General features: G+C 60.5%; 16 protein-coding genes. 13 read left to right on the top strand and 3 right to left on the bottom strand.

Annotation, left to right across the window (positions count from 1 at the left end; genetic code table 11):
* The first annotated feature begins 27 nt into the window (after positions 1-27).
* The 3 genes from HF949_RS03870 to HF949_RS03880 all read left to right on the top strand — a co-directional run bounded on the left by HF949_RS03870 (position 28) and on the right by HF949_RS03880 (position 2595).
* Positions 28-651, top strand: a complete 624-nt coding sequence (locus HF949_RS03870) for a glutathione S-transferase family protein (protein ID WP_292898386.1) — start codon at positions 28-30, stop codon at positions 649-651.
* Between the two features lie 108 nt (positions 652-759).
* Entirely contained in the window at positions 760-1464 is a 705-nt protein-coding gene (locus HF949_RS03875; RefSeq protein WP_292898387.1) for a GntR family transcriptional regulator, read from the top strand.
* A gap of 168 nt (positions 1465-1632) precedes the next feature.
* The gene (locus HF949_RS03880) at positions 1633-2595 is read left to right on the top strand and encodes a dihydrodipicolinate synthase family protein (protein ID WP_292898388.1); all 963 of its coding nucleotides are present in this window, start codon (positions 1633-1635) and stop codon (positions 2593-2595) included.
* Positions 2596-2636: 41 nt separating this feature from the next.
* Here HF949_RS03880 and HF949_RS03885 read toward each other — a convergent pair whose 3' ends face one another.
* Entirely contained in the window at positions 2637-3665 is a 1029-nt protein-coding gene (locus HF949_RS03885) for an Ldh family oxidoreductase (RefSeq protein WP_292898389.1), read from the bottom strand.
* A 162-nt stretch (positions 3666-3827) separates the two neighbouring features.
* Between HF949_RS03885 and HF949_RS03890 the strand changes: the two genes are divergently transcribed.
* The 5 genes from HF949_RS03890 (at position 3828) to HF949_RS03910 (ending at position 9447) form a co-directional block, all read left to right on the top strand.
* Positions 3828-5345 (top strand): aldehyde dehydrogenase (NADP(+)), encoded by a 1518-nt coding sequence (locus tag HF949_RS03890; RefSeq protein ID WP_292898390.1) that lies wholly within the window; start codon positions 3828-3830, stop codon positions 5343-5345.
* 221 nt (positions 5346-5566) lie between these two features.
* On the top strand, positions 5567-6628 hold the full coding sequence (gene dctP, locus HF949_RS03895) for a TRAP transporter substrate-binding protein DctP (protein ID WP_292898391.1): 1062 nt from the start codon (positions 5567-5569) through the stop codon (positions 6626-6628).
* Between the two features lie 17 nt (positions 6629-6645).
* The gene (locus HF949_RS03900) at positions 6646-7167 is read left to right on the top strand and encodes a TRAP transporter small permease subunit (RefSeq protein WP_007008528.1); all 522 of its coding nucleotides are present in this window, start codon (positions 6646-6648) and stop codon (positions 7165-7167) included.
* Between the two features lies 1 nt (position 7168).
* A complete protein-coding gene (locus tag HF949_RS03905; protein WP_292898392.1) occupies positions 7169-8482 on the top strand; it encodes a TRAP transporter large permease in 1314 nt (437 codons plus the stop codon).
* Between the two features lie 482 nt (positions 8483-8964).
* Positions 8965-9447, top strand: a complete 483-nt coding sequence (locus tag HF949_RS03910) for a DUF411 domain-containing protein (RefSeq protein WP_292898393.1) — start codon at positions 8965-8967, stop codon at positions 9445-9447.
* Positions 9448-9520: 73 nt separating this feature from the next.
* Here HF949_RS03910 and HF949_RS03915 read toward each other — a convergent pair whose 3' ends face one another.
* Complete coding sequence (locus HF949_RS03915) at positions 9521-10204, bottom strand: response regulator transcription factor (RefSeq protein ID WP_292898394.1); 684 nt, start codon at positions 10202-10204, stop codon at positions 9521-9523.
* 321 nt (positions 10205-10525) lie between these two features.
* Between HF949_RS03915 and HF949_RS03920 the strand changes: the two genes are divergently transcribed.
* Positions 10526-12304 carry an adenylate/guanylate cyclase domain-containing protein gene (locus HF949_RS03920; RefSeq protein WP_292898395.1) on the top strand — a complete coding sequence of 593 codons (1779 nt, stop codon included), beginning with the start codon at positions 10526-10528 and terminating at the stop codon, positions 12302-12304.
* Between the two features lie 72 nt (positions 12305-12376).
* Entirely contained in the window at positions 12377-16540 is a 4164-nt protein-coding gene (locus HF949_RS03925; protein WP_292898396.1) for a cytochrome P450, read from the top strand.
* On the opposite strand, the gene HF949_RS03930 is transcribed toward HF949_RS03925, so the two are convergent.
* Positions 16541-17236, bottom strand: a complete 696-nt coding sequence (locus tag HF949_RS03930; RefSeq protein ID WP_366931277.1) for a Crp/Fnr family transcriptional regulator — start codon at positions 17234-17236, stop codon at positions 16541-16543. It abuts the gene before it with no gap.
* Between the two features lie 390 nt (positions 17237-17626).
* On the opposite strand from HF949_RS03930, the gene HF949_RS03935 reads away from it, so the two are divergent.
* From HF949_RS03935 to HF949_RS03945, 3 genes are all read left to right on the top strand, one after another.
* Entirely contained in the window at positions 17627-19213 is a 1587-nt protein-coding gene (locus HF949_RS03935) for a peptide ABC transporter substrate-binding protein (protein WP_292898397.1), read from the top strand.
* Positions 19214-19287: 74 nt separating this feature from the next.
* On the top strand, positions 19288-20205 hold the full coding sequence (gene oppB / locus HF949_RS03940; protein ID WP_292898398.1) for an oligopeptide ABC transporter permease OppB: 918 nt from the start codon (positions 19288-19290) through the stop codon (positions 20203-20205).
* Complete coding sequence (locus HF949_RS03945; protein ID WP_292898399.1) at positions 20198-21340, top strand: ABC transporter permease; 1143 nt, start codon at positions 20198-20200, stop codon at positions 21338-21340. The genes oppB and HF949_RS03945 overlap by 8 nt, the downstream gene beginning before the upstream one ends.

Here is a 21340-nt window from a genome sequence, read left to right on the forward strand (position 1 = left end):
AGCGCCGGTTGAGCTGGATTGGATGTCATGAGTGATCTGATTGTCTGGACGTATGACCAGGTTCCTGAAGGCCCCCGCGGTTTTGTGCGTGACATAAGGCTGAGATGGGCGTGCGAGGAAGCCGGATTGGCCTACACTGTTCGCACGGTTCCGTTCGACGGCCGCCGGCCCGAGCACTTTGCGCGTCAGCCCTTCGGTCAGATCCCGTTTCTGACGGATGGTGAGGTCGAACTGTTTGAAAGTGGTGCCTGCCTGCTCCATCTGGCCCGGAAAAGCGAAAAGCTGATGCCGCGTGATTCAGTCGGCGAAGCCCAGACTCATCAATGGTTGATCGCCGCGCTCAATTCGATCGAGATGGTTTCTGTGCCCTGGTGGTACCTGGAAGTGACTGGCGCAGAGCAGAATCACCTGACCGGCTGGCTGGAAAGCCGTCTTCAGCATGTGGAAAACGTGCTCGGCGAAAGGGAATGGCTGGCAGCTGACCGCTTTACCGTTGCAGATATGCTTATGGCTGATGCACTGCGGGTGCCAAGGGTCCGGTCATTTGGCGAGCGTCCGGCGACAGAAGCCTATCTGAAGCGAATCTTGGACCGCCCGGCGTTTAAGAAGGCTCATGCAGATCAGATGGCGCATTTCGCAAAGGCTGTCTGAGCACTTCGGTTTTGGGGCAGTGGAGGACAGTACGGGTTTCCCCTCCGCCCTTGACGATCGCACCCTTTCATTCCTAACAGTATTTTTCTTGTACACATGAGGTCAACCATGCCCGAAACCGCCACGCGCAAACCCGCCGAACGCAAGCGCGGTTCCGGCGTTCAGTTCGTCTACAACGTGCTGCGTGACGAAATCCTCGACCTTGCATTGGCACCAGGAACACCGATCGACGAGATTCAACTGGCGCAGCGTCTTTCCATGTCGCGCACCCCCATCCGCGAAGCGCTTGTTCGGCTCGCTGGCGAGGGGCTGGTCACGACGCTGCCCAACCGCTCCACCGTGGTTGCAAATATCGACTTCCTGAACCTCCACACGTTCTTTGACGCGCTGACGTTGATGTATCGCGTAACCACACGGCTGGCCGCGCTCAATCATCAGGCCGACGATCTGGTCACGATTCGTGCGCGGCAGGCAGAGTTCGCCAAGGCGGTCGAGGAACAGGATGCGCTGGCCATGATCGCCACCAACCGGGAATTCCACGCCGCCATCGCTGCTGCGGCTCGCAACCCCTATTATGAAAGTCTCTTCCTGCGCCTGCTGGACGAGGGACGGCGCCTCCTGCGGCTTTACTATTCCTCATTCAACGATCAGCTGCCGAAGCGTTATGTGGTGGAGCACGAGGATATGATCGCTGCGATTGAGGCGCGCGATGTGGAAAAGGCCGATGCACTGGCCAATGAACATGCAGATCAGATCGTCGAGCAGATCCGCAACATGATCGCGCGGGACCATCGCCAGAAGATCGCACTTTAGAAAAGCGCATCATTGGCTCCGACCAGTCGTGGAGTGGCAACATCATCAAGTGAAAATTTGTGTCGACAAAAAAAATACAACTGTTATTTTGCTCTCGACCCAAACCGGGAAGCGACGGCCTGTAGAAGCCGCGCGGTGCACAAGATCGGGCATTTGAAGGAGATCGGCATGACCAATCATATTTTTTCGGGATGCATTCCCGCTCTGATGACCCCCTGCAAGGCTGATCGCAGCCCGGATTTCGACGCGCTGGTGCGTAAAGGCAAGGAGCTCATCGAAACCGGAATGAGGGCGGTGGTCTATTGTGGATCCATGGGCGACTGGCCGCTTCTGACCGACGCGCAGCGCATGGAAGGCGTCGCCCGGCTGGTTGAGGCCGGCGTGCCGGTCATCGTCGGCACTGGTGCGGTCAACACGGCAAGCGCCGTGGCACATGCCGCCCACGCGGCCGAAGTCGGTGCCGAGGGTCTCATGGTTATTCCGCGCGTCCTGTCCCGCGGCAGCTCGCCGGCCGCGCAGCGGAACCACTTCAAGGCGATTCTTTCGGCTGCACCCGATCTGCCGGCGGTGATTTATAATAGCCCGTATTACGGGTTTGCCACCCGCGCGGACCTGTTCTTCGCTCTGCGCGCCGAGCATCCCAACCTGATCGGCTTCAAGGAATTCGGCGGTGCCGCAGATCTGCGCTATGCGGCGGAGAACATCACCAGCGGCGACCCTGACATCAAGCTCATGATCGGCGTCGACACCACGGTCTATCACGGGTTCGTGAACTGCGGCGCCGACGGAGCCATCACCGGCATAGGCAATGTGCTTCCCCGCGAAGTTCTGCATCTCGTCGCGCTCAGTCAGGCTGCTGCGGCAGGCGATGCGGATGCGCGTCAGCGTGCCGCCGAACTCGATGCAGCGCTCGCTGTTCTGTCCTCCTTCGATGAAGGGGCGGATCTCGTTCTTTACTACAAATACCTGATGGTGCTGAACGGCGACGAGGAATATCGCCTGCATTTCAACGAGACGGATGCGTTGTCGGAGAGCCAGCGTGGCTATGCGGAAGCCCAGTACAAATTGTTCCGCGACTGGTACGCGAACTGGAGCAAGCTGCCTGGCGCGGTGGCAAAATACGCAGCCTGATTTTATCGAAGAGCCCTCCCGGATCGGGAGGGCTCCTGCGTTTAAACGGCGTCGAGCCCTTTCTCGCGCAGACGCTCGAGCAACGTCATCTCCCCGGCTGTGAGGTGGATGCCTTCGGCAAGCGCCTTCTTCCGGGCCGCAAACCGGCGCTGGGAGGGGAGCCGCGCGCCCTGGCCCACCATGGCTTCAAACAGGGTCTCGGCGCGCGCCATCGGGTCGCCCGCCCGTCCCTGTGCGAAGCGGGCCGGGTCGAAGGCGAGGATCAATTCGCCATGGGCTGGTGCCAGAGCGGTGGTGCCAAGGGCCTCCAGAGCCTCCGGGCTGGTCAGGTCGCCGATCATCACGCCGGCAAGCAGCTCAATCATCGTGGAGATGGCAGAGCCCTTGTGCCCGCCAAAGGGGAGCATTGCACCATCGAGAGCGGCTTCAGGGTCCGTCGTGGGCTTCCCTTCCCTGTCGATCGCCCAGCCTTCTGGTAGGGGTTTACCGGCGCGGCGATAGAGCTCGATCTCTCCACGCGCCGCCACGCTGGTTGCGAAATCGAACACGTAAGGGGTTTTGTCCCGCCGTGGCCACCCAAAGGCAAAGGGGTTGGTACCCAGAAGGGGCGCGCTGCCGCCGGATGGGGAGACGCTGGCATAGCTCGGGCACATGGCCATTGCGGCGAGGCCGTGTGCGGTAAGCGCTTCAATCTCGGGCCAGAGCGCGGAGAAATGGGTGCAGTCGTTGATGACAAGGGCTGCAAGCCCGAACTGCCGGGCTTTTTCCGCCAACACAGGTGCACCGAGCTCGAAAGCGGCATTGGCAAAGCCGCCCTTCGCAGCAACGCGCACGATGGCACTTTCATCGCTGGTCAGTTCTGGCTCTGCATCCGGCACGACCTTTCCTGCCTTGATGGTGCGAAGGCAGCCTTCAATTCGATAGACGCCGTGAGATTTGCAGGCATCGCGCTCTCCGGCCACGATCACGCGCGTCAGCGCGTTGGCGTGGAGTGGGGAAAGGCCCCCCTTGAGCAGGATGGTCTCGACAAGCTGTGTCAGCTCATCGATGGCCAGCGTGGTTTCGGTCATAAAGTTTCCTTTCCTCCAGTCTCCGGGTTGAAATTTTGCATACATTTTGTATGCATGAAGAAATGGTTGCAAGCGCTGCGCAGCTTATTGCCTGCGGCCCTTGTCCGCACCTGAATTGTCCGCACCTGAATTGTCCGAAACGCAAAGCATAGGAGGGAGCGCATGCCCGTCGCGCCTCATGGAAAACATCTGATTGCCAGTGAATGGCTATCAGGCAGCAAGACTTTCGAAACATCACCCGCGCATGGCCCCGCACATCGCTTCGCCATGGGGACGGTAGAGCTCGTTGATGTTGCGGTAAAGGCGGCGGAGGCGGCGTTTGAGAAATATGCAGGCTCATCCCGCGAGGAGCGTGCGCGGTTTCTCGACACCATCGCCGATGAGATCGAAGCCCGTGCTGCCGACATTACCGAGATCGGCACACAGGAGACCGGTCTCCCCGCCGCGCGTCTCGAAGGAGAGCGTGGCCGCACGTCTGGCCAGCTTCGCCTCTTCGCTGCCCACATTCGCAAGGGGGATTATCTCGACCGTCGCCATGATGTGGCCCTGCCGGATCGCCGGCCCGCACCGCGGCCCGAACTGGTGATGGTGCAGCGTCCCATCGGCCCGGTTGCCGTTTTCGGCGCCTCCAATTTTCCGCTCGCGTTTTCAACCGCCGGCGGTGACACTGCCGCTGCGCTGGCTGCCGGTTGTCCGGTCGTGGTGAAAGGACATGAGGCGCATCCGGGAACCGGCGAGATTGTCGCGGAGGCGATCAGGGTAGCCATTGAGAAATGCGGCATGCCGGCTGGCGTGTTCTCGCTCATCCAGGGCGGCGACCGCAGCGTCGGCCAGGCGCTGGTGCAGCACCCGCTGATCAAGGCCGTGGGTTTCACGGGCAGCCTGGCCGGCGGACGCGCGCTGTTCGACCTGTGTGCGGCACGCCCAGAGCCCATTCCCTTTTTCGGTGAGCTGGGATCGGTCAATCCGATGTTTGTTCTTCCGCGCGCTCTTGAAGCCCGGGGCGAGGAGATCGGCCGCGGCTGGGCTGCATCATTGACGATGGGGGCGGGTCAGTTCTGCACCAATCCCGGTATCGCGATTGTGGTTGACGGCAACGCTGCCGACCGCTTCGTGGACGCTGCGGCGGACGGGCTGAAGCAGGTGGAGGCGCAGATTATGCTGACCGACGGGATCGCGAAGGCTTTCAATGCGGGGCGCGATCAGGTTGCGCAAAGCGGTGCGGCGCGCCCGGTGATGGTGGCCAAAGCGGAGGGGCGCAATGCTTCTCCGGCGCTCTTCGAAACCACGGCGACGGAATTCCTTGCAAACCCGCAGCTTCATCACGAGGTCTTTGGCCCGCTCGGACTGGTGGTGCGCGCCAGCTCTGCTGAGGAGGTGGAGGCCATCGCCCGCGCTCTGGAAGGGCAGCTGACGGTAACGCTGCACCTCGACGAAAACGACGTTGCTGCGGCCAAGGCGCTTCGCCCCGTTCTTGAGCGCAAGGCGGGACGTCTGCTCGTCAACGGGTTCCCGACCGGCGTAGAGGTGGTCGATTCCATGGTTCATGGCGGTCCCTATCCGGCCAGCACCAATTTCGGCGCAACCAGTGTTGGCACGCTGTCGATCAGACGTTTCCTGCGTCCGGTCTGTTACCAGAACATGCCGGCAGCGCTGCTGCCTGAGGACGCGAGGGGCTGACCCCGAGAGACCGCAATTGCGACAGTGGAGAGGCGCGGCGCACGACAATGTGCCGCGCCTCTCCAGTTTCTGGCAGGTCGATTCAACGGCGCGAAGAGCGCAGGCTTGCTTAAAAAATTTAATTATTTTTTTTGTCGACATGGAGAATTGGAGATGTATAAATTTTGAGTGCATCCCGGACGGGTTCACCGGGTTTAAAAAATAACAATGGAGGAGTTGAGATGTTTCTCAGCCTTAAGCGATTGGCCCTTGCAGGGGCCGTGGCGTTTGCGACGTTTGGCGCGCAGGCGCAGGAAGTGACCTGGCGCGTTCCGACGTCTGTGCCAGAGGGGTCGCCTTTCTACGTGAATTTTCTCGAGCGTTTTGCCGACAATGTGGGTCTCCTGACCGATGGCGCTGTCGAAATCCAGCCCTTTGGTGCAGGCATTCTGGTGCCGGCGCTGCAGGTCTATGACGGCGTCAAAGACGGCATTGTCGAGGCAGGTCACTCGACACCGAGCTATCTGGTCAATCAGGATCCGGTGAACGCGATCTTCGCAGGGTTCCCCGGCGGCATGGGCCCCGAAGCCTATTCCACCTGGATCTTTGAAGAAGGCGGCAGGGAAAAGCTCGCCGAGATCCGTGCCGAAGAGGGGCTGAAGTCGCTCGTCGTGGGCATAGGCTCTTCAGAAATCATGGCGCACGCCAACAAGCCGATCAAAAGCGCGGCCGATCTCAAGGGCCTGAAATACCGCACGTCCGGCCCCTGGGCCGAGGTGATGCGCGATTATTTCGACGCGGTGCCGACCGTTGTGCCCCCGGGCGAAATTTACACGCTTCTCGAGCGCAAGGGCGTGGACGCTATCGAATGGGGTCCGCCATCGGGCAACCTGCCGGAAGGTTTCCACGAAGCTGCCCCCTATATCGTCGTGCCGGGCGTTCATCAGCCCACCTTCCTCTGGGAAGTCGTGGTCAAGCTGGAAACCTGGGATGCGCTGGACGAGGCGCTCAGGGCGAAGATCGAAGCGGCAGCCGAGCTGACCACGCTTCAGTCGCTGGTCCACTTCTACGATCAGGACATGAAGGCGATGGAGACGCTGCGTGCCAGCAAGGCCGAGGTGATCGAGCTTGATGCGGCGTTCCAGAAAGAGCTGTCCGACGCTGGCCGCGACTGGATCAGGAAAACTGCTGAAGCCCAGAAGGCGGAGGGCAAGCCCCGCATGGCCGAAATCCTCGAAGGTTACTTTGCTTACGAGGATCGCTGGGCCGAACAGAGCGGCTATCTGATCCGCAACGAAAAGTAAGCCGGCGGGAGGCGATCTTGAAACGTGCTCTCCTCGCGGTCGCGGATCGAATTTCGGCAAGTCTGAACATCGTCGCGCAGGCGATGGTGCTGATCCTGATCGCCTCCATGCTCTACGAAGTGGTGGCGCGCTATGTCTTCGGCGCGCCAACGCTCTGGGCCTTCGACATCGCTTACATGAGCACCGGTGTGCTCTTCGTTCTGGGTGCGGCTCAGGCCCTGCGCGAAGATGCGCATGTGCGGATCGACTTCCTGTCGTCGCGGATGCCCAAACGGGTGCGCGGCGCGATCGATGGTCTGGCCTTTCTTGTCGTCCTCTTTCCGGTCTTTGTGTGGCTTGCATCCATTGCGGGCCAGCGCGCCTGGCGCGCCTGGATGACCGGCGAAGTGGAGCATGTCAGCCCGTGGGCGCCCTTGATGTGGCCCTTCTACAGCGCGCTGGCGATCGGGCTTTCCGCGCTGGCACTCCAGCTCTTCGCCGAAGGGCTGCGGGCTCTCACTGACCCGCGCGACGACGACAGCTTCAAGATCGAGACCTGACATGCTTATCGCAGGATTGATGTTTCCGGCGCTGTTCGCGCTGATCCTTCTGGGATTGCCGATCGCGTTTTCACTCACCATCGTTGCGGTTGGCGCGGGGCTGGCGGCTTTTGGGTCCGTCGCGTTCAACCAGCTCTATGGCTCGTTCTATTCGGCCTCGACGAATTTCATTCTCTCGGCGATCCCGATGTTCATCCTGATGGGTGCGCTGCTCGAACGTTCCGGCATTGCCGAGCGTCTGTTCCGGGTGATGAATCTCTGGCTCTCGCGCCTGCCCGGCGGGCTCGCGCTGGCGACCATCGCCATGGGCGCGATCTTCGCCGCCGCCGCCGGTGTGGTCGGCGCGGTGGAGGTGATGATCGGCATGATGGCCATTCCCGCGATGCAGAAGGCGCGCTATGGCAACACGCTGATTGCCGGCACGATCTGCGCCGGCGGATCGCTGGGCACGATGATCCCGCCCTCCGTCATTGCCGTCATGTATGCCTCGCTTGCGCAGATGTCGGTGGGCAAGCTGCTCGCCGGCATGATGCTGCCCGGCCTGCTCATGGTTGTGCTGTTTCTCGCCTATATCTTCATCCACGGCCTGCTCTATCCGGCCAAACCAGCTGATGACGATCCAGTCGACGAGCCTGTGGAGCTTGCCGAGAAACTGCGGCTGACGGCCACGGTGCTGCTGCCGGTTGTACTTCTGATCGTCGCCGTCCTCGGTTCGATCCTGGCGGGCATCGCCTCGCCAACGGAGGCAGCCGCAGTGGGTGCCGCCGGCGCGCTTGTGCTCTGCATCGTCAACCAGCGCTTTTCGATCGCAATGCTGCGGGAATCGCTGGCGATCACCGTGCGGATTTCCGCGATGATCCTCTTGATCGTCGCCGCCGGCACCATGTTCATGGGCGCCTTCGCCGCCAATGGCGGGGCGCGGCTGATCCGCGAGGTGATCGACGGTGCCGGGCTCGGCCCCACGGGCATGATCGTGTTCTTCCTGGCGGTGGTCTTCATCCTCGGCTTCGTGCTCGACTGGACCGCCAATGTGCTGATCTGCGTGCCGCTCTTCACGCCGTTCATCCGTGCCGCGGGCATTGATCCGGTGTGGTTTGCAACACTGGTGCTCATTGTCATTCAGACGGGCTATCTGACACCGCCAATGGCGTCTTCGATCTTCTATCTGAAATCGATCGCCCCACCGAACATGACCTATGGCCAGATGTGCCGCGGCGTTTTGCCCTTCATCCTGCTGCAGGTCCTCACACTCCTGCTGGTCGTGGCGTTTCCGGCGTTGGCGACCTGGCTACCCAACAGGATTGTCGGATTCTGACAGGCGTCGGCCGGTGTTCGGCCATCCTCTCAGTGGATTTTATCAGCACTTGCAGGTATGACCGGAGCAATGCGTATGGTTCTGACCCTGTTGCTACTGGTTGTCATTGGCCTCGCGGGATCCATCCCCGGGGTCAAGGCGGTCGCGTCCGATAATGTGTCCATGGCAATGGCGCAGGCGGAAGGCGCGGGGTTCATGCAATGTTGTGCGCAGTCGGATGAAAGCAACGCCGACACACTCTCGAACTGTGTCACCGATTGCCATTATCTCACATCGGATCAGCCCCTGCTTCTTCGTTCGTCTGTGCCGCCGTTTGCACAGCCTTCAGCCTGTTCCCCTCATCAACCCGTGATCGCGGGATTCTTTCGACCTCCCATCGTTTCCTGACCGATACTTCGATCCATTCCGAACGACGCAGGCTCACGCGGTTTGCTGTTCTCAGGACACTGAGCCGTGGGACGAACAATCGAAAGTGAAAGACGATGAACAAACGCACACGCACTTTGGCTGCCGGCGCTACCCTGGCGATTTTGATCGCAACGGGTGTTGCCAACGCCACTCCCGTCAGCAATGGCAAAACGATCGCGGTTTTCAAGACGCCCTGGTGTGGCTGTTGCGAAGTCTGGGTTGAGGCTTTGCAGAAGGCTGGTTTCGAAATGAAGACGACTGACCTGGAAGACCTTGCCGGTGTCAAGAAGCAGGCCGGTGTGCCAGCTGATCTCGAAGCCTGTCATACGGCGGTTATAGAGGGGGAGCGCAAATACGTTCTGGAAGGGCACGTACCTATTGAAGCCTTGGAAAAGCTCCTGTCGGAGAGGCCGGACGTCAAGGGGATCGCTGTTCCGGGCATGCCGTCGGGTTCACTCGGCATGGGGTACGATCCGGACGCGCGTTATACGGTCTATTCCTTCGATGGGAGTCCGGACCGAACGCCTGGCGTGTTTCTTGAAACCGGCATCAAATAGCGGGCCCTGCGCCCTTGTTGCAGATGGGCGGCTTTACGGCCGCCCATCCTTTGGCAGCGGCTGGGCAGGGATCTCAGCGTTGCAGTAGATCGCCGCCATTGCTCGTGAACAGATTGGATACCTTGTAGGCGGCTTCGGTCCGATTGGTCGCCTTCAGTTTCTGCATGATGTTTCGAATGTGAACCTTCACGGTGCTCTCGCACATGTTGAGCTCGTAGGCGATGATCTTGTTGGGTTTGCCCTGCCAGATCGCTTCTGCCACCTGGATCTGGCGCGGCGTAAACATCTCTGTCAGGCGCTGGTCATGCGTGGCGTCGCCATTGATAACCTCACGCATCGCGAAGACCGTGCTGGCGGGAACGAATACCCCGCCGGCAAGCGCGAGGTTTATGGCTTCGACACAAACCTCGACACTTACCGACGAAGGTATATAGCCCCGCACGCCATAATCGAGAGCATTGACGATCTGCACCACATCATCTCGATCGGCGAGGATGATCAGCGGAGCCGGTCCGGACAGTTTGATGGTTTGTCTGATCAGCTCCTCCATGTGGGATTCCACGATGTTCGCGGATCCCACATGGAGGAGCACAGCGGCCAGTGGAGGATGCCGGTCCGCTTCAGTCTGCCATTCTTCCATCGTGCTGCAGGCGACCACATCCCAGGGAGCCGGATGGGCTGCCAGGCTGCTGCGCAGGCACTCACGTGCCAGAATGCGCTCGTCTATGAGGACGACCGACCCCTTTTGCGCGAGCACGCGGCTGGAAGTTGTCCTGACCGGGTCGCGGAGAGCTCGTTCTGCCGGCCTACCCGGGCCGTGGGAGGATGCGGTACAAACTGATAAGGCCGCCATGTCGAAAACCCGCCGTTTCTCGTCAAGATTGCTCTGCTAACGGACGGCAGATTAAGCATGTCAGCATGTGACTTCTGTGAAATTGGCTACACTTGCTAATAGAGAGTCTCCTCAGCCGCGTAACAACCCAACTGTGCCGGCAAACAGACCGATGCTCTTCATGGTTGCCCGAACCTTTGTGCGGGGCTACGCTGCGGTTTCTTGAGGGGCACCAACAGAAAAACAATGTCCGAGGGGCAATACACCCGACAGGTCACGACGATCGCATCGATTGATGCGGTCGGATTCTCGCGCCTGATGGGGATCGATGACGAATTCGCGGTGGCCGCATTCGAGGAGCGGCGGTCGATCATCGCCGACAGCTGCGATGCTGCTGGTGGACGAACGTTTGGCGCCGCCGGCGACAGCATCATGGCGGAGTTCGGAACGCCGATTGATGCGTTGCGCGCAGCCTTCGATTTTCAGCAACGGATCATCCAGCTCAATGACCGTGTTCCCGGGGATCGTCGCATGCCGTTCCGGGTCGGTATCAACACGGGCAACGTGATTGTTCGTGGTCCGAGCCTTTATGGCGATGACGTCAACATAGCTGCTCGTATCCAGGAACTGGCGCCGACAGACGGGCTTGCGATCTCCGAAACCACCTGGAACCATGTGCGGGACAAAGTTGCCGCCAGCTTCACCGATCTCGGGGAACAACGATTGAAGAACATCGCCCTTCCGGTGCGGATCTTCGTTGCGAGCCGGCGGGAAGGGGAACAGACAGAAATCGCGTCGGGCAGTTCGGTCGATCCGGCCGCTCCGCCCGCGGTCGCCGTTCTGCCGTTTCACAACGAAGCCGGAGCGCGGGAATTCGACTACGTCGCCGACGGTGTTGCAGAAGACATCATTCAGGGCCTTTGCAGCACGCGCTGGTTGCCGGTAATCGCGCGGGAATCGAGCTTTCAGTTTCGCGACAAGGCTCTGGGTGCTCGCATGACGGGCAGCGCCCTTGGTGCGCGCTACCTTGTCGATGGCAGGCTCGCACGCACGAGCGGTCATTTCGACCTCGTCATAACATTGACCGATGCTGCCAACGAACGGCTGGTCTGGTCGCGCGGCTTCCGCCGACCGCTCGATGAGGTTTCGCTGGTGAACGACGAGATCGGCGGCCAGATCGTCTCCATGCTGGAAAAGGAGGTGGAGAGGGTCGAGCAGGCGCGCACCTTTCAGGTGCCCTGGGAAAGCCTGGAGACATGGCAGCTCGTACGGCGTGCGCGCTGGCACATGCAGCGTCGCACTCGCGAGGACACGACGCTGGCACTGGACTGTCTGGACGAAGCGCGTCGGAAGGCTCCCAATTCCAGCGCCGTGCTCAACGAACTCGCTTGGTGGTATTTCTGGCGTGGATGGCTGCGCGCCGGAGCGGGTGACGATCTCGACAAGGTAACGGATTTCTCGCGCAGATCGCTTCTGATGGACAGTCAGGATGCCCGGCCTCACGCGCATCTCGGCGCTGTCGCGATCATGCGTGGACAGCCGAAGGCAGCAATCGAGCATCTGCATGAAGCACTTCAGATCAATCCCAGCTTCGCCTTTGCGCATTCGGTGATGGGAAGCGCGTATCTGCTGCTGGGTGAGGCTGGCACGGCCATTCCCCTGTTCAAGACGGCACGGCAGCTCAGTCCGTTCGACATTTACGGATTTCATAATCTCGGAGAACTCGCCGCCGCCTGCTGCTTTGAGGGGCGGTGGGATGAGGCCATTGCGGCGGCAGAGGCGTCACTTGATCTTTCGCCGCGCTATTTTTACGCACGGTTTCTTAAGATAGGGGCGCTGGTGCGCAGTAATCGGTTGGAAGAGGCACGACGCGAGAAAGCGCTCTTCCACGCCTATCATCCCGATTTCTCGCTTGATCGAGTCGCATGGATCCCGTTCACGCAGAAGTCCGCGACCGCATTTCTCATCAGCAATTTCAACCTGGCCGACCAGACCGGAGGTGCGATCGAAGCTGGCCGTGCGTGAAGTGCTTCACACAGATCCTGCCCATTCACGCGTAGGCTTTTGCCGTCCGAGGGGAGCGCCGAGGGGAGCGCAATGACGACCACAAAATATTTTGATGGTGTGCGCGAGGCGCAGCGCGCTCAGGGACCCGTAGCCGACATGCCGCCGTTCGATATCGAGCGGATGCGGGCAAAGGGTTGGCGCGCCACACTCACGAGCCGCCTCCTTGAGAATCCGCGCTGGGCGCTCGGTCTGTTGCGACGGTTTCATCCGATTCTGAAGTTTGGGGGTCTCGTTCTCGTTACGCGCAGCGAGGATGTGCGCGAAATTCTCGAGCGTCAGGACGTGTTCCAGACCCCCTATGGTCTCGAGATGGCGGAGATCGCCGGGGGAACCAACTTCATTCTCGGCATGCAGGACGGTCCGGATTACCGGCGCATGAAATCGACCGTGTTGTCGGCCTTTCCGGTAGACGAGGTCGAAGATGTTGTACGCCCTATGGCCGCGCGGCACGCTTCGGCCATCATGCAACGCGCCGCCCCGCGTTTCGATGCGGTCGCCGGGCTTCTGCGTGTGGTTCCCGTCCGCATCTGCCGCGAGTATTTCGGCATTCTCATTGATGATGAAGAGGCCTTCTCTGATTGGGCCAATGCTTTGAGCGGTTTGTTTTTTGCCGATCCCGCCGCCGATCCTGTGACACGGGAACTGGCGGTCGTGGCCGCAGATCGCGTGCGGCGATCGATAGACCGATCGGTCATGGCGGTACGCGAGGGGAAGGTGGCAAACACCACACCGCTTGGCCGGCTGGTCAGGATGCTCGATGCGCAAGAACCGCAGATCAGCCTCGGCGAGGTCCATGCGATCATGCTGGGCATGATTGCCGGTTTCACGCCCACCAATCTGCTGGCGAGCGGCAATTGCCTGGACGTCGTGCTCTCCAGACCCGAGGCGCGCCGGGCCGTGGAAGAGGCCATTGCTGCGAAAGACAATGCGCGTTTTGAACGGGCCATTCTTGAGGCAATGCGGTTCAAGCCCATCTGGATCGGTCCGTTCCGCTATGCGGCGCGCGATGCGGTGATCGCCAGAGGGACACGCCGCGAACGGAAGATAAAAGCAGGCACCACGGTGATGCCCGCGACCCTTTCGGCCATGTTCGACCCGGCAGTGGTGAGTGAACCCGAGCGGTTCGACACCGACCGCCCGGCGCGGGATTACATGGTGTTCGGTCATGGCATTCACCAATGCATCGGTGCTGCAATCGCCCGGATACAAATCGCTGAGTGCTTTCGCGCGCTGTTCTCAAAACCCGGGCTGCAGCGCGCCGGCGGGAAAGACGGGCGCTTGAAACGGCTCGGTGCCTATCCGGAAAGTCTGACGGTCTGCTTTGATCCTGCGCCGCTTTCAAGGGCGGTCGAGCACGCCATGGTGACGGCTGTGATTCCCTGCGACAGGGACGCGCCGATGGACGCGTTGCGCGAAAGGGTCGATGGGCTGGGCAACCCGGCGGGAGAGGCGATTAAGAGCGCGCTGGACGCGAGTGGCATGATCCATTTCGCCAGCATCGCCGTGATCGACGGGCGAGGCGAGAAGGGGACGAACAGCGCCGGCCACCTCGTCATCGAGCTGTCAGGCGACGGCACGAAGGATCAGGTCGTGGATGCCTTTGTACAGGCGACCGAACCTGTTTTGTCGGAGCTCTTTGCCGTGGCGAGCGGAACGGGCGTGCATAAGCCGGCCGGTGTGCTTGTCCGTGACAATGCGCTCGACATCTCCCCCACTTTCGGCAGCAACGCGGGACTTGTGTTTTCCGGCACACCTGGCCACTCCGTCCGGCGCATCCGGGCAGAAGCCGAGTTGGAAAAGGCCGCACGCGAAGAAATCGCGGCGGCACCCGAGGGTGTCGAGGCTGGCGAAATTCTGGACAATGTCCGGCAGAAACTGGCCGACGACGGGCGTTTCCACTGGGCGTTCGAGCCTGCCGAAGCACTTCTCGAAAATCCAGCAGGCAACCTTGCCAACGCGGTGAAGCGGACATTGCGCGCGCCGAAGGTTCTGGTCACGGTTTCAGTGATCCTCCTCATCTGCCTCGCGATCACCTATTCGCTGGTGTTCGGATACGCGCCCGGCTTCTTTCGCAATCTCCTGATCGTGGGCACCTCCATCGTGCTTACTCTGATCGGTGTGACCATGCTTCTGCTCTTCATCGTCGGGCTTTTGATCCTCTATTTGCGCCGCCTGGAAAAGCGCGATCCCCCGAGCGACGGGAACGCGAATCTGGCACTTCTGGAAGAGATCTCAAGGCGCGAGAACCATCTGGCACAAAACCATCTGACGGCGGTGTCCACGCTGAAGGGTGGTTGGCTGAGACGCCTTGCGCTTCGAACCTCCTTTTACCTGATCTCGATCATGGCTCGCCAGGTTTTTCGGCCGGGATACCTTTCCGATATCAACACCATCCACTTTGCTCGCTGGGTGCTCCTTCCGGGGACGAAACAGCTTGTCTTCCTCAGCAATTATGGTGGCAGTTGGGAAAGCTATCTGGAGGATTTCATCACCAAGGCTCATGCCGGCCTGACCGGTGTCTGGAGCAATACCGCAGGCTTTCCGAAAGCGCGGATGCTGTTTTTCGACGGGGCGACCGATGGCGACCGCTTCAAGCGCTGGGCACGGGCACAGCAGGTGCCGACTCTGTTTTGGTACGCAGCCTATCCAGGCCTCACCACCGCGCGCATCCGCATCAACTCGCTGATCCGCAGCGGGATCGCGAAAGCGGAAACCGAAAGCGAAGCGCGCGACTGGCTGCGCCTCTTCGGCTCGCAGCCGCGCCCGCGCGATACGCTTGAAACGGAGGAGATCCAGTCGATCTTCTTCGGACCTCTTGGCCCGCTCGCAAAAGCGGAAATGATTGCCTTCCATATCCCGGCGGACCTGTCGCGCCCTGCGCGGCGGGAGTGGTTGGCATTCTTGCTCGAACGCACCAGCTTCGGCAATCAGCTCCCGCCCGAGCGGGCCATGATCACCTTGTTCGGGCCGGATGGCTTGCGACGAATGGGGTTGGGAGACCGGCCGGGTGATGATTGTCTGGACGAATTTCCGGCCGCTTTTCGGCAAGGCATGGCAACCGAGGCACGCAGTCGGGTTCTGGACGACATCGGCAAAAGCGCGCCGCAGCGCTGGCTCTGGGGCTCGCAGGAGAAGCCGGTCGATCTCGCGGTAATCTGCTATGCGCGTAGTTATGAAACACTCGATGCAGACATTCAGTCACTGATGGACGCCACGGACAAGGCCGGTGTGAAGCGCGTTGCCCAGCTCCCCCTCGAAATCAGGAGAGAGGGCAGGCATGCCGTCGAACATTTCGGTTTCGCCGACGGCATATCCCAGCCAATCGTGCGGGGCACGCCACGCGCCAGCGGGAGCACATCGTCGATGCACCTCATCGCGCCCGGCGAGTTCGTGCTTGGCTATCCGGATGAAAACAATTTCTATCCGCCCTCTCCAACGGTCTCCCCAGCCGAGGACAGCAAAGGAATACTCCCGGTAGTGGAAGCGGGAGCAGAAGCGCCGCTCTTCGGCAAGAAGGCAGCCCTGCGTGACTTCGGGCGCAATGGCAGTTTCATGGTGATCCGTCAGCTCGAGCAGCATGTTTCGACCTTCAATACCTATTGCCGGCATGCTGCCGAGACGGTGCGAGCCGAGACAGGCAATACCACGATCGATTCGAAATGGATCGCAGCCAAAATGGTCGGGCGCTGGCAGGACGGCACCTCTTTGGTGCGCAATCCAAATGGCCGCCCCGATCGCGAGCCGGACAACGATTTCACCTTCGCTGCAGAGGACCCGCAAGGGCTCCATTGTCCGCTGGGCTCTCATGTGCGTCGTTCGAACCCCAGAGACTCTCTCGGCGCCGACCCCGAGACCCAGCTCAAGATCAACAATCGCCATCGCATCCTGCGTTGTGGCCGAACTTATAAAAACGGTCAGGAAGCGGGCCTGCTCTTCATGTGCCTCAACGCCGATATCGAGCGACAATATGAATTCATGCAGCAAAGCTGGGTGTCGTCCTCCTTCTTTCAGGGGCTGACGGACGAGAAGGATCCAGCCATTGGCGCCAACGAGGGCAAAGGCAGTTTTTCTATCCCGATGGACGAGGGGCGTCTGATTTTGGATGATCTGCCAGGCTTCGTGACAACTCGCGGCGGCGGCTATTTCTTTATGCCGAGCCGCTCGAGCCTGCGCTATCTCCTGTCCCGCTTGTGATCACTCGTCCTCCAGGTGGATGATTTCCTGCAGCCCGGCTCTGGAGATCAGTCTTATGGCGCCGCGTCTGATGGCGATGAGGTTCTCATTGCGCCAGGCGTTCAGCATCTTGTTGACGGATTCGCGCGTGGCGCCGAGAAAGGCGGCGAGCTCGGATTGGGAGATCCTGATCCAGCCACCATCTCCGGCGATCCTGTCATTGAGAAGCAGGAGGCGCTTGGCGAGCCGCGCTTCCACCTTGAGCAGCGCCTGATCATTGCGCTCATTGCTGATCCATCGCAACCGCGCACACAGGAGCTCGATCATCGCAAGCGACAATGAGGCGTCCTCCGCCAGCTTCCGCATCAGTTGCACGCGGCTCAGCGACACCAGCTCGCAATCGGTCAGGCAGATGGCGCTTGCGGTTCTGGCACCGCCGTCAAGGGCTCCGATTTCGCCAATGAGGCTGCGTGAGAGCTCAATATTGGCGACCAGTTTCCGACCGCTGATGGAATAGCTGGAGATCTCCACCGTCCCCGAAAGTACACCGTATATGCGATCTGCCGGATCCTCATGCATGAAGAGATAGTCGCCCGCTCTGTAGCGCTCGGGCCGGCACTGACTGAACAGCATCTCAAAATGCGCAGGACACAGGTTGACCGTCTCCCTGGGCGAGGGGCTCGCTTGTGCGATCTGCGGCGTGTCCGTGCTGTCCAAGAGATTTCACGCAGGCTGGCCAATGTTATTCTTGATAATGATTTGCGCCGCTGTTTCCGTCAACGGAACAGGCGAGTGAGTGGAAAGCGATCTGCGCTCGATCATGCTTGCCGGTGCCCGGCGCGGAAGAAACAGACTGAGCATTTGCACAGAAACGCCAAGACCGTTTCGGCCATGGGAATGCGTTGGGCATGGTGCCGCCCGGGCAGGATTTTTGGTAATTTCGTTTCAACGGACAGTGCATCCTGGCGGGGATTCTTGCGCATTTCTTGCAACCTGAGGGAAAGGTGCCCAAAAGCGTTTGACGTATACGGAATTTCGTTGCCAAATGCCGCCTCTTTCATCCTTTGGTTGGATGACAAGCAAGCAAGAAAATGGGAGTGCGGGAAAATGTTGAAATCCCTGATGCGACCGCTGCTCGCGGGTACGATTCTGCTTTCTTCGGCAATGGCAGCGTCCGCCGTCACCTATGTGCGCGGCAATGACGGCGATCCGGAAACGCTGGACCAGCATAAGACCTCGACGGTTGTCGAGGCGCATCTTCTGCGTGACCTTTATGAAGGCCTCGTCGTTTATGACGCCAGCGCCAAGATCATTCCCGGCGTGGCCGAGGAGTGGACAGTTTCGGATGATGGCAGTGTCTACACATTCAAGCTGCGCGACGATGCCAAGTGGTCGAATGGTGACCCGGTCGTGGCCGGGGATTTCGTCTTCTCGCTCCGCCGTATCATGATGCCGGACACCGGCGCGAAATATGCCAACATTCTCTACCCGATCAAGAATGCAGAGGCGATCAACAAGGGCGAGATGGAGCCCGATCAGCTGGGCGTCAAGGCAGTGGACGAGCGGACGCTCGAGATCACGCTGGAGCAGCCAACCCCCTATTTCCTCGAACTCCTGACCCACCAGACGGGCCTGCCGGTCAACCCCAAGGCAGTTGAAGCGTACGGAACCGATTTCGTGGCGCCGGAAAACATCGTGACCAACGGCGCCTACAAGCTCGTATCTTTCCAGCCGGGCGACAAGATCGTCATGGAGAAGAACGAGAACTTCCACGACGCAGACAGCGTTCAGATCGACCGGATCGAGTATTTGCCGATCGAGGATCGCGCCACCTGCGTGCGCCGCTTCGAGGCGGGCGAAGTCCATAGCTGTTCCGACCTGCCGACCGAGCAGATCAAGTCACTCAAGGAGCGTCTTGGCGATCAGGTTCGGATCACACCCTATCTCGGCACCTACTACTACGCGCTCAACATGAAGCGCGAGGCAATGGCCGATTCCAAGGTGCGCCAGGCGCTCGCCATGGCGATCGATCGCGAGTTCCTTGGCGACGAGATCTGGGCTGGCTCCATGTTGCCCGCCTATTCGCTGGTTCCGCCCGGCATCGGCAATTATGAAGGCGGCGGCGCTCAGGCAGAGTGGGCCGATATGTCCCCGCTCGACCGCGAGGACAAGGCCATCGAGCTGATGAAGGAGGCTGGCTTCGGCCCCGACAATCCGCTGACAGTCGAGCTGGCCTACAACAACTCTGAAAACCACAAGAATACGGCGACCGCGATTGCCGACATGTGGAAGCCGCTCGGCGTCAATGTCGAATTCAACGTCCGCGATCTGTCGGCGCACTACGCCAATCTGCGCGATCAGAAGGACTTCGACGTGGCGCGTGCCGGCTGGATCGGCGACTACTCCGATCCGCAGAACTTCCTGTTCCTGGTCGAGAGCGACAACACCGGTTTCAACTACGCCCAGTACGAGAACCCGGAATACGACGCACTCATGGACAAGGCCGCGGCCGAGACCGATCTGGTCAAGCGTGCGGAGATCCTGCGTGAGGCAGAAGCGATGTTCATGGCAGACATGCCCTATATTCCGCTTCTCTTCTATTCGTCCCTTTCTCTGGTATCGCCCAAGCTCAAGGGCTGGGAAGACAACATCCAGAATGTTCATGGGACACGCTTCATGAGCATCAGCGAGTAACAACAGCGTTCGATTTTTCCGCCCGGTCCCTTTGAGGGCCGGGCGGCATCGAACCAGCATGAGAGTTGGTAGCGATGCTCGGATATGCCGTGCGCCGTCTCCTCGGCGCAATTCCAACCCTGTTCCTGATCATAACCTTCGCCTTCTTCCTGATGCGGGTGGCGCCGGGTGGTCCCTTCGACCGTGAGCGCACGCTGGAAGCGAAGGTGCTGGAAAACCTGAACCGTGTTTTCCATCTCGATAAGCCTGTCTGGGAGCAGTACCTTTACTATCTCGGCAACCTCGCCCGTGGCGATCTGGGGCCGAGTTTCATCTATCGCGATTTTTCCGTTCAGCAGTTGCTCGGCAATGGCTTGCCGGTATCCATACAGCTCGGTGGCATGGCACTGCTTGTCGCGCTGCTGATCGGCAGCGTGCTCGGCACCATCGCCGCGTTGCGCCAGAATTCATGGGTCGATTATTCCGTCATTGCGGTTGCCACTTTCGGCATTACCGTGCCGAACTTCGTGGTCGCCCCGCTTCTGTCTCTGGTCTTCGGTGTGTGGCTCAGCCTGCTGCCGGCCGGCGGCTGGAACAGCCCAGAATCCATGGTGCTTCCGGTAATCACGCTGGCCCTGCCACAGGTGGCGATCATCGCCCGTCTGATACGAGGCTCCATGATCGAAGCGCTGCGTTCCGACCATGTGCGCACCGCGCGCGCCTACGGCCTGCCGCAGCGCATGATCGTCATCGTGCATGCGCTGCGGGCAGCCTGTCTGCCGGTGATCTCCTATCTGGGGCCGGCGGCAGCCGCGCTTCTGACAGGCTCGGTGGTGGTTGAAACCATTTTCGGCCTGCCGGGCATCGGCCGTTACTTCGTTCAGGGTGCGCTTAACCGCGACTACACGCTGGTTATGGGCACCGTCATCATCATCGCCGTCTTCGTGGTGGTCTTCAATCTGATTGTCGACCTTCTCTATGCGGCGCTGGATCCGAGAGTGCGCTATGACTGACATCGCCACCGGCCAAATGCCGCCCGAGGGTGAGTTGCCGACGACCAAGAGCCGCTCGGCCTGGGAAACGGCTTTCATGCGGTTGCGGAGAAACCGCGCCGCCATGGCCAGCCTCTTCATTCTGATCCTGTTCGTCGTTGCCGGCATCTTTGGTCCGATGCTGGCGCCGCATCCCTATGCGCGTGTTTATTCGGACTTCGTGAAAGTCCCGGCCAGCCTGGAAGCATACCCGCGTCAGTCGGAGATCGTGCCCCTGGCGGAAGCCGCGCTGTCGCGGGCGCGGCTGGAGACAGGCACCATCGAGCTCGATGGAAATACGGTGCGCATCGCGGCAACCTCTCGTCGCGAGATCGACCCGCGCGTGACGCGTTATCTTGACCGCTCGGACCTGTTCTCGAACGCACGGATCGTCGAGCAGGCAGATGACAAGAAGTCGATCGTCATGGAGGCGGATGTTCAGCGTCTGCGCTTCATATTCGGTACGGATGCCAACGGGCGTGATCTGTTTGCGCGTGTACTTATCTCGATCCGCATATCGTTGATGATCGGCGCGCTTGCGACGGGCGTGGCGTTGTTGATCGGCGTGATTTATGGCGCCACCGCCGGTTTCCTCGGCGGACGCATCGATAACATCATGATGCGCATTGTCGACATTCTATATTCGCTCCCCTTCACCTTTTTCGCCATTCTCCTCGTGGTGTTCTTCGGGCGAAACGTGGTTCTGATGTTTATCGCGGTCGGTGCCGTGGAATGGCTGGACATGGCACGCATCGTGCGCGGGCAGACAATCGCGCTGAGACGGCGTGAATTCGTTCAGGCGGCGGAGGCGCTCGGCGTTAGCTCAGGCGGTATACTCAAGCGCCACATCATCCCCAACACGCTCGGTCCGGTGATCATCTACATGACGCTGCTCGTGCCCAAGGTCATTCTTCTGGAGAGTTTCCTCTCCTTCCTCGGCCTTGGTGTACAGGAGCCGCTCACCAGCCTTGGTGTGCTGATCTCGGAGGGCGCGCGCAACATGCGTGGGGCAGCCTATATGCTGCTCTATCCGTCGCTGGCTCTCACCGCGCTTCTCTTCGCGCTCAACTTCCTCGGCGATGGCCTGCGCGACGCGCTCGATCCGAAGGACCGCTGA

The sequence above is a fragment of the Nitratireductor sp. genome (genome assembly GCF_017794765.1).
GTDB lineage: Bacteria > Pseudomonadota > Alphaproteobacteria > Rhizobiales > Rhizobiaceae > Nitratireductor.